17 protein-coding genes are annotated in these 14,217 nt (G+C 37.9%); 4 read left to right on the top strand and 13 right to left on the bottom strand.

Features of this window, described 5'->3' with window-relative positions:
* Positions 1-2: 2 nt before the first annotated feature.
* The 5 genes from KW2_RS01170 to KW2_RS01150 all read right to left on the bottom strand — a co-directional run bounded on the left by KW2_RS01170 (position 3) and on the right by KW2_RS01150 (position 3,681).
* Complete coding sequence (locus KW2_RS01170; RefSeq protein ID WP_021036628.1) at positions 3-677, bottom strand: haloacid dehalogenase type II; 675 nt, start codon at positions 675-677, stop codon at positions 3-5.
* A gap of 57 nt (positions 678-734) precedes the next feature.
* Positions 735-1,931, bottom strand: a complete 1,197-nt coding sequence (locus tag KW2_RS01165) for a phosphoglycerate kinase (protein ID WP_011675278.1) — start codon at positions 1,929-1,931, stop codon at positions 735-737.
* Between the two features lie 201 nt (positions 1,932-2,132).
* Positions 2,133-2,945, bottom strand: a complete 813-nt coding sequence (locus tag KW2_RS01160) for a Cof-type HAD-IIB family hydrolase (protein WP_021036627.1) — start codon at positions 2,943-2,945, stop codon at positions 2,133-2,135.
* A gap of 107 nt (positions 2,946-3,052) precedes the next feature.
* Positions 3,053-3,229 carry a 30S ribosomal protein S21 gene (rpsU, locus tag KW2_RS01155; RefSeq protein ID WP_003129844.1) on the bottom strand — a complete coding sequence of 59 codons (177 nt, stop codon included), beginning with the start codon at positions 3,227-3,229 and terminating at the stop codon, positions 3,053-3,055.
* Positions 3,230-3,309: 80 nt separating this feature from the next.
* Positions 3,310-3,681 (bottom strand): MerR family transcriptional regulator, encoded by a 372-nt coding sequence (locus KW2_RS01150; protein WP_011834331.1) that lies wholly within the window; start codon positions 3,679-3,681, stop codon positions 3,310-3,312.
* A 185-nt stretch (positions 3,682-3,866) separates the two neighbouring features.
* Between KW2_RS01150 and KW2_RS01145 the strand changes: the two genes are divergently transcribed.
* Entirely contained in the window at positions 3,867-5,327 is a 1,461-nt protein-coding gene (locus KW2_RS01145; protein WP_080656287.1) for an MDR family MFS transporter, read from the top strand.
* Between the two features lie 111 nt (positions 5,328-5,438).
* On the opposite strand, the gene KW2_RS01140 is transcribed toward KW2_RS01145, so the two are convergent.
* On the bottom strand, positions 5,439-5,984 hold the full coding sequence (locus KW2_RS01140; RefSeq protein WP_021036625.1) for a TetR/AcrR family transcriptional regulator: 546 nt from the start codon (positions 5,982-5,984) through the stop codon (positions 5,439-5,441).
* Positions 5,985-6,187: 203 nt separating this feature from the next.
* Here KW2_RS01140 and KW2_RS01135 point away from each other — a divergent pair, with 203 nt between their 5' ends.
* From KW2_RS01135 to KW2_RS01125, 3 genes are read left to right on the top strand one after another with little or no spacing between them, the layout of a single operon-like run.
* Positions 6,188-7,027 (top strand): NAD-dependent epimerase/dehydratase family protein, encoded by an 840-nt coding sequence (locus KW2_RS01135; protein WP_021036624.1) that lies wholly within the window; start codon positions 6,188-6,190, stop codon positions 7,025-7,027.
* A gap of 21 nt (positions 7,028-7,048) precedes the next feature.
* Complete coding sequence (locus KW2_RS01130) at positions 7,049-7,927, top strand: SDR family oxidoreductase (RefSeq protein ID WP_021036623.1); 879 nt, start codon at positions 7,049-7,051, stop codon at positions 7,925-7,927.
* Between the two features lie 22 nt (positions 7,928-7,949).
* Positions 7,950-8,861 (top strand): NADP-dependent oxidoreductase, encoded by a 912-nt coding sequence (locus KW2_RS01125; RefSeq protein WP_021036622.1) that lies wholly within the window; start codon positions 7,950-7,952, stop codon positions 8,859-8,861.
* A gap of 36 nt (positions 8,862-8,897) precedes the next feature.
* On the opposite strand, the gene KW2_RS01120 is transcribed toward KW2_RS01125, so the two are convergent.
* From KW2_RS01120 to KW2_RS01090, 7 genes are all read right to left on the bottom strand, one after another.
* Positions 8,898-9,557: a uracil-DNA glycosylase gene (locus KW2_RS01120; protein ID WP_021036621.1), complete on the bottom strand. Its 660-nt coding sequence runs from the start codon at positions 9,555-9,557 to the stop codon at positions 8,898-8,900.
* Positions 9,554-10,195, bottom strand: coding sequence for a GyrI-like domain-containing protein (locus KW2_RS01115; RefSeq protein WP_021036620.1), 642 nt, complete (start codon positions 10,193-10,195; stop codon positions 9,554-9,556). The genes KW2_RS01120 and KW2_RS01115 overlap by 4 nt, the downstream gene beginning before the upstream one ends.
* A 64-nt stretch (positions 10,196-10,259) precedes the next feature.
* Positions 10,260-10,976: a YebC/PmpR family DNA-binding transcriptional regulator gene (locus KW2_RS01110; protein ID WP_011834324.1), complete on the bottom strand. Its 717-nt coding sequence runs from the start codon at positions 10,974-10,976 to the stop codon at positions 10,260-10,262.
* A gap of 151 nt (positions 10,977-11,127) precedes the next feature.
* Positions 11,128-12,330, bottom strand: coding sequence for a nucleotidyltransferase (locus tag KW2_RS01105; RefSeq protein ID WP_021036619.1), 1,203 nt, complete (start codon positions 12,328-12,330; stop codon positions 11,128-11,130).
* Positions 12,331-12,379: 49 nt separating this feature from the next.
* The gene (locus tag KW2_RS01100) at positions 12,380-13,114 is read right to left on the bottom strand and encodes a class I SAM-dependent DNA methyltransferase (protein ID WP_011834322.1); all 735 of its coding nucleotides are present in this window, start codon (positions 13,112-13,114) and stop codon (positions 12,380-12,382) included.
* A gap of 99 nt (positions 13,115-13,213) precedes the next feature.
* On the bottom strand, positions 13,214-13,573 hold the full coding sequence (rsfS, locus tag KW2_RS01095; protein ID WP_011675265.1) for a ribosome silencing factor: 360 nt from the start codon (positions 13,571-13,573) through the stop codon (positions 13,214-13,216).
* A 166-nt stretch (positions 13,574-13,739) separates the two neighbouring features.
* Entirely contained in the window at positions 13,740-14,171 is a 432-nt protein-coding gene (locus tag KW2_RS01090) for a GNAT family N-acetyltransferase (protein WP_021036618.1), read from the bottom strand.
* Between the last annotated feature and the right edge of the window lie 46 nt (positions 14,172-14,217).

The following is a 14,217-nucleotide window of genomic DNA, read 5'->3' as shown; positions in this document are numbered from 1 at the left end:
GTTTAATATTTTTTTATTAGCAATTTTGATAATTCTTGTAAATCATCAGCTACAAAATTAGCTTGAAATAGATTGGGCAAAGTCGCATTGCCTTGTCGTTTGATAAAAGCGGTATCAAAGTTTTCACTTTGAGCGCCTAATAAATCCCAGATATGACAAGCAATCATGCAATATTTTTCCTCAAATCCAATTAACTCACGAACTCGTCTATAAGTGGCTGGGGCTGGTTTATACTGCTGAACTTCTTCCACAGAGATGACATTTTCAAAATACTTACGTAGGCCAGAGCGTTCAAGCGAAACCTGACTGCCAAGCGTAGGTGAATTAGTCAAAGCAATCATACGAAAACCTGATTGTTTCAACATTTCAAGTCCTTTTTCTACCTCTGGATAAGGCAGGAGCTGTCCAAGCAACTGTTTGAACTCTAACAAAACTCTATCATTTAAAGAAAGATTATGGAGTTCAGCAACCATTTGCAAAACTGATGTCGCAAGTTCTCCAAAATCATAATAGTTCCTACTCAAGGTTAGAGCCTGACTGTATAAAATTTGTTCAGAAAACCACTGACGTAGTACTTTTTTATCATCAAAATATTTAGCGAAAAAACTTTCTAAGCTTTCGAAACTTAGCAAGGTTTCATTGATATCAAAAACAAGAATAGGGTATTTTTCTGTCATCTTAATCTCTTTTCATTGTAAAGAAAAAGCTTGTCAGAGACAAGCTTTTTTTAATTCTTATTTTTCAGTCAAAGCTGCAAGTCCTGGAAGTACTTTACCTTCAAGGAGTTCCATTGAAGCTCCACCACCAGTTGAAATCCATGAGAATTTTTCTGCATAACCGAGGTTGATAGCTGCTGCTGCTGAGTCACCACCACCGATGATTGATTTAACACCTGGTTGTTTAACGATAGCTTCCATCAATCCAACAGTACCTGCTTGGAAGTCTGGGTTTTCGAATACACCAACTGGGCCATTCCAAACAACTGTTTTAGCGCCTTCAAGTTGTGTGTTGTAGTCAGCAATTGTTTTGCTTGCTACGTCAAGTCCCATGAAGCCTGCAGGAATGTTTTGGTCAGCAGTTTCTTTAACTTCTGTGTAACCAGCAAATGCGTTAGCAACTTTGTGGTCAAGTGGCAAAATCAATTTTCCTGCTGCTTTTTCAAGCAATTCTTTAGCAAGGTCAAGTTTGTCATCTTCAACGAGTGAAGTTCCGATTTCGTAACCTTGTGCTTTCAAGAATGTGTAAGCCATCCCACCACCGATGATAACTTTATCAGCTTTTGAAAGGAGGTTTTCGATAACACCGATTTTATCTGAAACTTTAGAACCACCAAGGATTGCTACGAATGGACGTTCTGGAGCTTCAACTGCTTCTTGGATATAAGCAATTTCGTTTTCAAGAAGGAAACCAGCAACGGCTTTTTCAACATTTGCTGAGATACCAACGTTTGATGCGTGAGCACGGTGAGCTGTACCAAATGCATCGTTAACGAAGATTCCGTCACCGAGTGAAGCCCAGTATTTACCAAGTTCTGGATCGTTTTTAGATTCTTTTTTACCGTCGATATCTTCAAAACGAGTGTTTTCAACGAGAAGGATTTCTCCATCTTTAAGTTCGTTGATTGCTGCTTCAAGTTCTGCTCCACGAGTAGTTCCTGGGAAAACAACGTCTTGACCAAGTTTTTCAGAGAGAGCTTTAGCTACTGGTGCAAGTGATTTACCAGCTTTATCAGCTTCTTCTTTAACACGTCCCAAGTGAGAGAAGAGGACTGCACGTCCACCTTGTTCAAGGATGTATTTGATTGTTGGAAGCGCAGCAGTGATACGGTTATCATTTGTGATTACGCCATCTTTAATTGGAACATTAAAGTCAACACGTACGAGGACTTTTTTGCCTTTAAGTTCAACGTCTTTTACAGTCAATTTTGCCATTTGGAAAAATTCTCCTTATAAGATAATTTTGTTGAGATTGAAAAAGCACCATGCTGATTCAATTCAAATCGATAGGTTAATTATATCACAAATTCGGATATTTTGGCTTTGAGAATTTTACTTTTAGCTTGTAAAGGGTTACTTTTACAAGATTCTTGATTTTATTTTTACTGACAGATTTTTTAAGCTTTGCTAAGCAACTTAGAGTGAGCTGTCAGTAATATATTTTTGAATTCCATAAGCTACACCATCTTCTGTATTACTTTTTGTAATCACTTTTCCTATTTTTTTCAAATCATCAGAAGCATTTGCCATGACAATTGGCAGACCGACTGCTTTTAACATACTTAAATCATTTTCATTATCGCCAAATGCTGCAAGTTCGCTTTGCTCTAACTGTTCTCTTTGGGCAATAAATTGAACTGCTTTAGCTTTTTGAGCTTCAAGATGTGTAATCTCAAGATACGTTTCCCAAGTTTTTTGGATTATTATATCTGGAAAATTCAACTTTTCTAAATGTCTTTTGATTTCTTCTAGCTTTATTTCGTTTGGTGTAATCAAAAGAATTTTAAATATTTCTAGTCTTGGCCGCTCAGTTACCAATGCTTCCAAATTTACTAACTTGGGAACTTGTGGAGTAAATTGCATTTCTTGTTTGATGTCTTTATCAATCTTTTCAACGTACCAATCGCTTAAACTGTACAGGGATAGATTTATTTCAGGATAATCTTTTTTGATTGTCTTAATCAATTTTTGAGTGCTAGCATGAACCAATGGACTTGCTTTAATGACTTCATTTTTAGCAAAAATAAGCCCACCATTAAAAGCAACTTGTGCGCTTTTTAAATTCAACTGATCAATCAGTTCTTCCATCGCTTGGGGCGCTCTTGCTGAAACCAGAGAAAATGGAAGATTAGAGTTTTCAATCACCTCTTGAGTCTTTTGGGAAATTTTACCTTGGTCATCAAGCAAAGTGCCATCTAAATCAGAAAAAATATGTTTAATCTTAGTCATTTTATCCCCCTTTAATCTCCATTTTAACAAAATTTACTGACAGCTTTCTTAGTAAAAGCTAATAAATAAAAAAATCACTGACAGAAGTCAGTGATTAAAAATTCTAATTAGTATTTTTTACGTTTACGAGCTGCTTCTGATTTACGTTTACGTTTTACAGAAGGTTTTTCGTAGTGTTCACGTTTGCGGAGCTCTTGAAGAGTTCCAGCTTTTGTTACTGAACGTTTGAAGCGACGGAGTGCGTCGTCAAGTGATTCATTTTTGCGTACAAGTGTTTTTGACATAGATTTTCACCCCATTTCCAGCTCGAGAGTTCGTGGTCTTTCACACGACCTTTCTATTATATCAAATGGATATAGCCTTGTCAAACTAGACTAGCTTTAGCTGCAGCTTCTTCATTCATGCGTTCTTGATGAATATTTATTTTTTTATCCAAATAAGCCATTGATTTTTCCAGTTCGGCTAATTCTTTTTCCATTTCTTTTTTACGAGCTTTTAAAACCTCGATGATCATCTCATGTTTGTCTGTATTGGCAAAAACTTCTTTAATCTGTGCTAAACTCAAACCGGCACAGCGATAATGGCGAATGGCATTAATTCTTGATTCTGCTGCTTCATCAAAGTCTCGAATTCCAGCTTTGGTGCGCGGAACCGAAATCAAACCTTCTTTTTCATAAAATCGTAAATTGTAGGCTGAAATCCCTGTTCTTCCTGCGACTGTCGCAATAGTGACCATTTATTCTCCTTTTAACTTATAAAACCCTCTTTGGGTCATTTTACATTTTTTATTCATTAATTAATAAAAAGTCAATTTTTTCTCTTGACTTAGAGTAACTCTAACTTGCTATAATATAGCATGTTGATTTCAAAGTGTCAACCACCGCATTTTGAATCCTTATTTTAATATAGAAAAGAGAAAAATTGAATAAAACACAAGAAAAACGCTCGATACGAGCCTTTATGCTTTCCAATGTCATGGCAGGTTTGGAAGGCTCAATTGTGGCTACTGCTCTGCCAGCAATGATGGCAGAATTACACGGCATCAAGTTGATGAGTTGGGTTGTAACTATTTATATGCTCCTCATGGCGGTTTCTTCTCCCATTTGGACAAAACTGGCCGAACGTTTTGGTTATAAACAAATGTTTGTGCTCGGCACGCTTTTATTTACCATAGGTTCTCTCGGCGAAGGATTAGCTATTAATATGTTGATGGTCATTGTCGCCCGCGCCCTCATGGGACTTGGTGCTGGTGTGATGATTCAACTTCCTTTTGTCATCTATGGAATGATGTATCAGGCTGATGAGCGGAGACGCGTGATTGGAAATACTGTCGCTGCTTATTCATTTTCAACTATTGCCGGACCAATTGTCGGAGGTTTGATTGTAACCTTACTTGACTGGCGCTGGGTCTTTTTCATCAATATTCCGATTGGGATTTACATGGCTTTTATTGTTTGGAAAAATTTCGATCTTAAAACTGACCATACTAAAAAATCAATTGATTTTGCTGGTTCTGCTTCTCTATCCATTGCCGTCATTGCCATTATGCTTCTTTTTCAAATGATGGGGAATGCGGTCATTAATCTTCCTTTGTTGATTGCTTTATTAGTCATCAGTTTGCTCTTTTTCACTGAATTTTATTTTGCTGAAAAAAGAGCGGTTGACCCCATTGTTCCGCTTGAACTTTTCAAAAATCCGTCTTTCATTGCCAAAAATATCATGTTTTTCATGCAATATGGTTTCTTTGGTTTTTATACAAACTATCTGCCCACTTGGGGGCAAGGCGTCATGGGCGCAACGGCATTAGTCGGTGGAATGGTTTTGATTCCATCAGCAATCATGCTAGTTATCGGAACGAGAAATGTCAATCATCTCATTCAAAAAGTCGGCGAAAAAAGAACGATTTATATCGGTTTTGCTATCATGGTTTTAGGTGCACTTTTCTTATTTAGTTTGCCTGAACATGCCTCAATTCTTATGCTCTTTGTCGCGACAGCAATTCTTGGCACCGCCTTTGGGATTGTCAACATTACCTTGCAGGTTGCAGTTCAAGAAAGTGTCGCTAAGCATTTGATTGGTGCAGCGACTGCCGTTAATGCTTTACTAAGAACAATGGGAACAACACTTGTCTTATCTGGCTTATCAATCGCTCTCAACCGTACATTTACTGACTCAACTGCACATAATCCAAAACTTACGACGACACTTCTTAATCAAATTTCTGATGCTCAAGCTTTAAAAAATATTCCAACTGCACTCGTTGCCCCTTTGCGTCACACCCTATTTAATGGTATGCACTTGCTTGCGCTTATCTCCGGCTTACTTCTTTTCATTGCGCTTTTTGTCAATTGGCTCGACCCTTGGAAAAAAGGACTAGAATAAAACAAAAAACTGCTGACAACTCTGTCAGTAGTTTTTATTTTACTGACAAGACTTCTGTCATAGGATAGCCGTTTGCGCTTTAGCACATTTACGGATATGCTAGTATTTCCGTCAGTAATTTTTCAAATCATTATAAGAGCCAATAGCCTTTTCTAATAGTTGACGTAAACTTTCCGTCTCATTTTCTAACCATTCTTCCCATGCTACACTGTATATTGCACGAGCCAAACGAACCGCAAGTCTTGCTGTTCTTTCCTCATAATCTGTCAGTAAGTATTCGACCAAGAGTCCTTCAATTTTACTTTGTTTAAGGAGTTCACGCTCTTCCAAATCAGGGTGGCTGGCAATTATTTTTTGTCTTTTGACTGTTCTTTCTCGATGTTCATCAAAGAAGTCTGCAGCATAGAAATAACCATCAAGTACGATAAATAAAGGATTTGTTTCTTTTGATTCTCGCATTTTATTCAGTAACATTTCGCTGTATTGCTCGCCTCCGGCAAAGAAAATATCCGCTTTATTTTTAAATTTGCGAAAGAAAGTTCGCTCAGTTAGGCCGGCTTTAGTTGCGATTTGTAAAACGGTGGTATTGTCATAACCTTGTGCTGTAATCAGCTCAAGCGCTGCTTCATATAATTTTTCTTGACTTGATTTTTTCATTTTTTCTTCCTAAACATATCCAAAAACCCCAAAATGTCAGTTTATGACATTTTTCTTGACAATTACTTTCCAAAGGATTATACTATTCTCAAATGTCAGTTACTGACATTATATAAAATTAAGACTGAAACTGTCAAGAGAAAGCTATAAAATACAATTTCATCAGTCAAGTCATCCCTTAAAGAAAGTCGTCAGGTAATCAAATGAAAATCTTAATCACTGGTGCAACCGGAAAAGTTGGCAGTCGTCTGGCTCAATATTTTCTCAATCAAAAAGAAAACATACGCCTTTTGGTCCGTGACGAGAAGCGAGCCACTTCACTAAAAGAACAAGGAGCCGAAATCATCGTTGGTGACTTAACAAATCTAAATGATTTGAAAAAAGCAGTAGCTGGCATTGATGTCATCATTCATACTGCAGCAGCTTTTCGTGGTGTTTCTGACCAAACACAAAAATCAGTCAATCTTGATGCGACACTTAGTCTTGCCAAGGCAGCACTTGAAGCCAAAGTCCAACGTTTTATTTTTGCAAGTACAACTAATGTTTATCTCGGAAATACGCTTAACCGCCCAGCCACAGAAAACGATGAACCGACTGGAAAAGCGACTTATCCAGCAAGTAAAATTGCTGCCGAAAAAGGACTTCACAGCTTATTAGCTGGGACAGCTACCGAACTTGTCATTACTCGCTTTGGCTTAGTCTATGGGGATAAGGACCCTCATCTGAACGAACTTGCCCCTTATCTGACAGAACGTCATCCTGATAAGCTAAATTCGCTGGTTCATCATACAGATATTGACCGCGCGCTCCTCCAAATCGTTCACACTAAAGACTTGAAGCATGACCTTTACAACATCGTTGATGATTCTGAAACTTCTATCGCTGACATTTTATCCATTGAAAATATTGCTCAAGAACGTCCAACTGACAATGACCACAACAAATGGGAGTCGGTTTCTTCAAATCATCGCTTGAAAGAAGATTTTGACTTCAACTTCCTCTATCCGTCTATCACTGACGCAAAAGACGCCAACGCCCTTTAAAAAATAGAAAAAAGAACAAGTATGAAAATTACACTTTTAGGTTCATTAGGAAACATCAATCGACATTTTATCCCCAGATTAATCGCTGACGGACATGAAGTCACTGTCATTACTTCACGTCCCGAAGGAGCTGCGGCTATTGAAAAGCTCGGTGCGAAAGCTGCGGTTGGATTAAATACTGACCTCGACTTTCTCAGCCAAACTTTCACTGGTTCTGATTTGGTTTATCTCATGATTACAGGTATCGCTTTTTCGTCAGCAACATCAATGTCAGATTTGGCAAAAATTTACAGTCAGGCCATCAAAAAGGCTGACGTCAAAAAAGTCATTAACCTTAGCTCAGTCGGCGCCCAAAGCCCAGAAGCTGGCATTCTCTTCGAATATCATGCCATGGAAGATGCGCTCGATGAACTCGATGGTGTCACCGTCAAACACATTCGCCCCGTTGGTTTTTATACCAATTTACTGACAGAAATTGCGCCACTTAAGGCTCAAGGAAAAATTTTTGAAGCCATCAGTCCTGAAACAATGCGGGCTTGGGTTCATCCAAGTGATATTGCTGATGCTGTTTACAATCGTATCAATGATTTACTGACGGACAAAGCTGTCAGTAAAATAAAATATGTCGTTTCTGATTGGGCAACGGGAAATGATTGGGTCAATGCCTTAGAAACTAATAAAATTACTGCCCAATATGTCACTATTTCTGTGGAAGATTTGATAGAAAACTTTGTCAAAGCAGGTCTTCCAAAAGTTGTGGCAGATAGATTTGGTCAAATGAATCAATTTCAACAAAGCCCTGACAAACTCTACCAAGAAATCAAATCCTCAAACTATCATCATGGCAAAGTCAAAATAAATGATTTTGCTAAAGAATTTGCACAAGTTTACTATCAATAATTCATTTCAAAGGAGAAAATAAATGGTTAAAGCACTACAATATAAAAGATTTGGACAACCAGAAGTTCTTGAACTCGTTGACCTCCCAAGCTTAGAACCTAAAGCCGATGAAGTTTCTATTAAAGTCAGTCATGTCGGACTTAATCCAATGGATTGGGCAATTATGGGGCACCCCGAAGTGGCACCAAATTTTGGAGTCAAACTTCCACAAACTTTTGCTTATGATTTTGCTGGACAAATTGACCAAATCGGTGCAGAAGTGACCGACTTTAAAGTTGGCGACCGTGTTTTTGGAACGACGATGAAAGGGGCGGCCACCGAGCAACTCATTGCTTCAACCAAAGAACCTGGGCTCTATCACACCCCTGATTTTATAGAAAATGATGTTGCCTCTACCCTCGCTGTCGCCGGTCTTACAGCTGCCGTCGCCTTACGAAAAGCACATGTTAAAAATGGAGATACTCTCTTAATCGGTGGAGCAGCAGGAGGGGTCGGCATTTTCGCTGTTCAACTTGCTCAATTATGGGGAGCAAAAGTTATCGGGACGGCTTCTGACTCAACTGCCGACTTTTTAAAGGAGCTTGGAGCTGAACAAGTCGCTTATGGCGAAGGTTTGACTGACCGTCTAAAAGGCAAAGGAATCACTGCCGCCATTGACTTACATAGTTTTGAAAGTTTAAATACCGCTCTTGAATTAGGAGTCAAAGCTGACAAAATGTCCACTGTCATCATGTACCCAGAGCCTCCGGCTGGTGTTCCAACGGCTACAGGTGGCGAAGCGATTCCTTCTGATATGGAGATGGTTTTGACTGCCATTGGTAGCCATCAATTAACTGTCCCAATCGCTGCTAAATTCCCCATCAATGACTATTTAGAAGCAGTCAATTTACAAATGAGCCGTCACACTCACGGAAAAATCGTTCTTTACTTTTAGATAAATAAAAAAAGCTGTCAGATTACTGACCGCTTTTTATTTGCTCCAATCAATCGGACTTTGACCTGTTTGAACCAGAAAATCATTGGTTTTTGAAAAAGGATGCGAGCCAAAAAAACCACGACTTGCTGATAAAGGTGACGGATGAGCCGCTTCTAGTATGAGATGCTTACTTCCATCAATTAGTTTGGCTTTCTTTCTAGCAAAACCTCCCCAAAGAATGAAAACTTTTGGTCGCTCATCATCTGAGGCAATTTTGATAATTTCGTCTGTCAATGGTTCCCAAATTTTCCCAGCATGGGCATTTGAAGCAAACTCGGGTACGGTCAAGACCGCATTTAAAAGCAATACGCCTTGCTCGGCCCAAGCCGTCAAATCACTATCTTCTTTAGAAAAACCTTCCTCACGCAATTCTTTTTGGATATTAACAATCGAATCTGGACGATTCACTTTGAAGGTCGCTGGATAAGAGAAAGCCAAGCCTTGAGCTTTCCCCGGCTGTGGATAAGGGTCTTGTCCAACAATAATAACCTTTGTTTGTGCCAAAGGAGTCAGTTCAATTGCCCGAAAAATTTGATTTTCTGGTGGATAAATTTCCCCCTCTTGATAAGTCTGATTGATAAATTCAATCATTTTAGGGAAATAATCTTCCGCTAATCGGTTGCGTAAGGGCTGTGACCAATCTGTTTTTTTCATTTTTCTTGTCCCTTCTCCACAAAAATTCGGACTGTTGTTTTCAATTTTTCTGCTGCTGTCTTTCTAAAATCACTGATATAAATTTCTCGATGATGAAACTCTTTGTGGATAGCTTTTAAATCATGTTTTTCAGCATAAGCAAAAAGCTTCTCAAAAGTTTCTCCCTCTTGGTCAAAGGATCCGACATGAAGTGCTTGTAAACATAAGCCATCTTCAACTTTTCCAAATTCAAGTCCTGATAAATCCAAGCCTTTTTTAACTTCAACCAATTTTTTCGCTTTTTCAATCACTTGGTCATTGACAAAATCAGGCATTCTAAGCATCAAGCGCCAAATAAAGTCATTTTTATCTATTTTTCCATCAATAGGTTCATTTTTACTGGTCCACAATCCTTCAAGTGGAGGAACCACAAAAGGCTGAAAATTTGCAATTGTAAAATTTGAATTTCGATAAGACATTGAAATCATATAAGCTGTCGCATATAAAAGGGCAATGGCTTCTTGAAAAGCTGGACTTGTTGGTGCTCCTTTACCATCTATCATCAGATAATTCAGAGCAGGCAGCTCAATTAAAGAAATTCCTTTTGGTAAATAATAGTTTTTATCACTTTTTTTATAATCAATTTTTGGGCTAGGCATGCTTTTATTATATCAAATTTATAAATAAAAAAACCTGCCTTTATAACAGATTTTTTTCTCATAATTAGAGATTTGCCACGTTGTGATAAACTTTTTGAACATCATCATCGTCTTCGAGAGCATCGACAAGTCCTTCAAAAATTTCCAAATCTTCTGGTGAAAGTTCTACTTCTGATTGAGCAATCATTTCTAGTTCTGTTGTTGAGAATTCAGTAATTCCAGCTGCTTTAAGGGCTGCAATTCCTTTGTGAAGGTCAGTTGGTTCAGTGTAAACAACGATATTTCCTTCTTCTTCTGTCACATCACGAACGTCAACCTCAGCATCAAGCAAGATTTCAAAAATATGGTCAGGGTCTGTTCCTTCAAAAACAATGACTCCAGTATTGTCAAACATGTAGCTGACCGCACCGGCTGCTCCAATATTTCCACCATTTTTATGGAAAGTAGTACGAACATTAGCAATCGTGCGGTTAACATTTGAAGTCAAAGTTTCGGCAATCACCATTGAACCGTTTGGTCCAAATCCTTCATAACGTCCTTGAACAAATGTTTCATCTCCGCCACCTTTAGCTTTATCAATCGCTTTATCAATGACGTGTTTTGGAACTTGTGCTTGTTTAGCGCGTTCAATAACGAATTTTAATGATGAATTTGATTCTGGATCTGGTTCACCTTGTTTGGCAGCAGCATAGATTTCGACACCGAATTTTGCATATACTTTAGAAGTTGCCCCATCTTTAGCGGTTTTTTTAGCAACAATATTGGCCCATTTACGTCCCATTGGAATAGTCTCCTTGAAATTTTATTTAAATTATTGGCAGATTAGTGATCTGCATGATTTTTTCTATCATATTATATCACAATTTGTAAAGGCTCGTCTATGAGAAATCGAAAAATCCCGTTTTTACGCTTGCAATTTGAGCAAGTCTTTTTTATTTTTCTCTTTTAATAATTGGTTTTCGCCCAAAATTTTGTTCTTTAAAATCAACATTCCCTAATTGATAGATTTCATCAGCTTTCTGTGTCAGCTCATCCCAAGGTTTTTGACCAATTTTACTGATGATTTTTCCTCTATTTTGAGCTAAAATTTCTTGTCCAGCTTTTGAAAAACCAAGAATATGAATCTCTTTTGGTAAATTAAACTCTTTTGGAATATTTAACAAAATATATGTTAAGAGCCTACGAACACGCGCTTTGGTATAACGTTTAGTATATACAAGTTCTACTAATTCATCAAAATTTTTAGCAGATTTGACCGCATTTTTTAAGCGAACAGAAAGTTCTTGATTGACTTGGAAAATATTTTCCAAGTGGTCATCAAGCCTGATTTTATATTGCAAAAGTGGAAAATAAGCTGCCCAATTGGTTTTTGGACTTGCATAAGTTTCTAAAATCACTGATGGGACATGATTTTTTATTGCTGACAGGTCTGTCAGAGCAGAGTCATTGCTTAGCGAGTGGTCATTTTGTTCTGTCAGTAAATTTTTCCTTTCTGTCAGTGAAAACAATGACTGACCGACCTCGTCTGTCAGTGAAAACAATTGCTGACGGAGTGCCGTCGCGCTGGCAAACCCCTCTGTCAGTTTGGTCGAATGGAATTTTCCAACACGTTTAATCGCTTGCAAATTAATATTTTTCCCCGCAGCAGCTTTTGCATAAGCAAGTGCTAGGACATGATTAGGCGTGTTCCCATCAAATTTAATTCCTGTAAAATGTTGCCACATCATTTGTGTTTTTTCGGGATAAGAGAGTTGGTCAGGCAATGCTTTGATAAAACTTTCCATTTCCGTCTCTTTTGTTTCATAGATATCAGCAATCTCATTATAATCAATTGCTGATTCTGAACCAAAAGCAAGGTCAGTAATGCCAAGATTTTTTAAGATATCCACAGCCCCACTTGCAAAAAAATCGGCAGCTTGCACAGAAACCATAACTGGCAATTCAACGACTAAATCTGCGCCACAAGACAAGGCCATCTCTGCTCTTGTCCATTTATCAAAAATAGCTGGCTCGCCTCGCTGCATCCAATTTCCCGACATAGCGACGATTTTTAGACCATCAATTTGATTCAAAAGATACTCATGTCCCTTATGAAAAGGATTAAATTCAGCAATAATACCTGTAATTTTCGTCATTTTATACCTCTAAAAAAATCTGTCAGTAGCTGACAGATATGGATTTACTTTACTTTTTACAAACAAAAAACCAACGTGCGCTCTCTTTGCTAGGTGCTTCATCAGTAAAATCTGCACAGACTATTGCTTCTTTAAAGCCTGCCGTTGCTAGATGCGCGAGATAATCATCTATCGGATAAGTCCGTTCTTCATGAACTTCGTCTTTTCTTGTAAAGCGTCCATCCTCTCCTTGAATGAAAAAGCTCAACTCATGGACGATTGAATGAGGCACTTCCCCTTCAAAAGAATCCCACAAGAAAGCGAAATCTTCCGCATTTTCATGGTAAGAGTAGTTAGGAAAAACTTCGTCTACTTGATGAGTTGAATGAACATCAAAAATAAAAGTCCCACCCTCATTGAGTATTTCAAAAACACCATCAAAAGTAGCTTGTACTTCATTCAAATTTTCCAAATAACAAAGTGAATCAGAATAACAAGTCACTGCATCAAATTTTCCAAGACCAGAAAGGTCACGCATATCACCAGCAGTAAACTCAAGTTTATAACCTGCCTGACGCGCTTTTTTACTGGCTAAAGTTAACATTTCTTCAGAAATATCAAGACCAGTCACTTCATAGCCTTCTTGAGCCAAGCGCACTGATAAAGCCCCAGAGCCGCAAGCTAACTCAAAAACTGATTTTGTTTCTTTTGGTAGATGTCTTTTTGTAAAATCAAGCCATTGCTCATAAAGTTCTTGGTCCATGACCTGATCATAGACTCTTGAAAAATCTTCGTAAAATGCCATTTCAGCCCTTTCTTGAATTAGAGACAGTCCTTTTTGCCTGACTGTCAGTGGATAAAAAATAAATAAGAGCTCTGTCAGTAAAACCGACAAAGCCATTAATTATTCAGCTATAAATCCAGAAATATCAACCATTGGTGCATCTGACCAGAGTTTTTCTAAATTAAAGTGTCCACGTTCATCATGTCCAAAGACACTGACCACGATGTCCCCAAGGTCAATCAAAACCCAGCCTGTTTTTGCGTCGCCTTCAATATGACCTGCTGCTTTTGCTCCAGCAAGTTCAGCCGCTTCAGCAATATTATCAGCAATGGCATCTAACTGACGACTATTCATTGCTTCCATAATCACAAAATAATCTGCGACAAATGTCACATCAGACATATCCAAGGCTACAATATCAAGTGCTTTTTTATCATCGGCTGCTTTTACAACCACTTCAAGTAATTTTTTTGAATCCAATTCTTTCCTCCGAGACTATTTGTCTCTCTTTATTATTAAAATCTTTTTTAAGATTTTTATTCATTTTTCTGAGTCATTTACAATCAAATCTTATCAGCTGTAAAAACTAGACCCACTTATTTTAACATAAAATGTCACAGCAACCAAAAGTTGCTTGTTATATCCCTTATTTTTCGAGAACTTTTAAAAAACGCTTCTGAGAATGATTACTCGTATATCCTTGGTGTTCATAAAATTGATGAGCCTCATGCCTTTGCACTCCTGAGTTAAGTCGGATAACATTAATCCCTCTAGCTTTGGCATTTTCTTCTAAAGCACTAAGCAATTGTGCACCAATCCCTTGTCCTTGCTCTTGAGTATCAACGACCAATCCTAGAACATTGAACATGATTTCCTTGCTATAAACCGCATCATAAGTTTCAGCTTCAATAAAGCCCACCACTTGATTTCCATTATCAAAAACAAGAAATTCCTGTTTTTCATCGTTCAAAATACGACTCATATTATTCTTTACAATTGATTCAGAAATTGGATAACCAAGTACGCCAGCAAGTCTTGTGATGTCTGAAACATCTCTCATCTCAACTTTTCTAATCATGAACTTTTCCTCTATTTTTACTGACAAGCCTATCAGTAACTATTTA

The organism is Lactococcus cremoris subsp. cremoris KW2, from assembly GCF_000468955.1.
In the GTDB taxonomy this organism is placed as follows: Bacteria; Bacillota; Bacilli; order Lactobacillales; family Streptococcaceae; genus Lactococcus; species Lactococcus cremoris.
This window is presented reverse-complemented; position numbering and strand designations above follow the sequence as displayed.